This is a genomic window from Aeromonas sp. sia0103, from assembly GCF_963895295.1.
GTDB lineage: Bacteria > Pseudomonadota > Gammaproteobacteria > Enterobacterales > Aeromonadaceae > Aeromonas > Aeromonas encheleia.
Map to the genome: position 1 here is coordinate 1 of NZ_CAWQKG010000030.1, position 380 is coordinate 380.

1 protein-coding gene is annotated in these 380 nt (G+C 65.3%); it reads left to right on the forward strand.

The annotated features are described in order from the left end of the window. Positions 1-380, forward strand: a 380-nt coding sequence (locus AACW18_RS11310; protein WP_218390089.1) for a VCBS domain-containing protein, incomplete at both ends; no start/stop codon positions are given.

Below are 380 nucleotides of genomic sequence, written 5' to 3' on the forward strand. Positions count from 1 at the left end.
TCACCGGCGTCAACGACGGTGCGGTGATTGTGGGTGATGGCAGCGGTGCGGTGACCGAAGACCTGAACGTGGTCAGCGGTAACCTGACCGAGACCGGCAGCCTGAGCGTGACCGACGTGGACGGGGCCGACGAGGCCGAGTTCAAACCGGGTGTGGGTACCCCGAGTGCCGGCGCCCTGGGTCAGCTGGAGATCGATGCGGCTGGCAAGTGGAGCTATGAGGTCGCCAACGACAAGGTGCAGTACCTGGGCGCGGGCGAGACCAAGGTCGAGACCTTCACCGTACAGAGCCTGGATGGCACCAGCCACACCGTGACCATCACCATCACCGGCGTCAACGACGGTGCGGTGATTGTGGGTGATGGCAGCGGTGCGGTGACC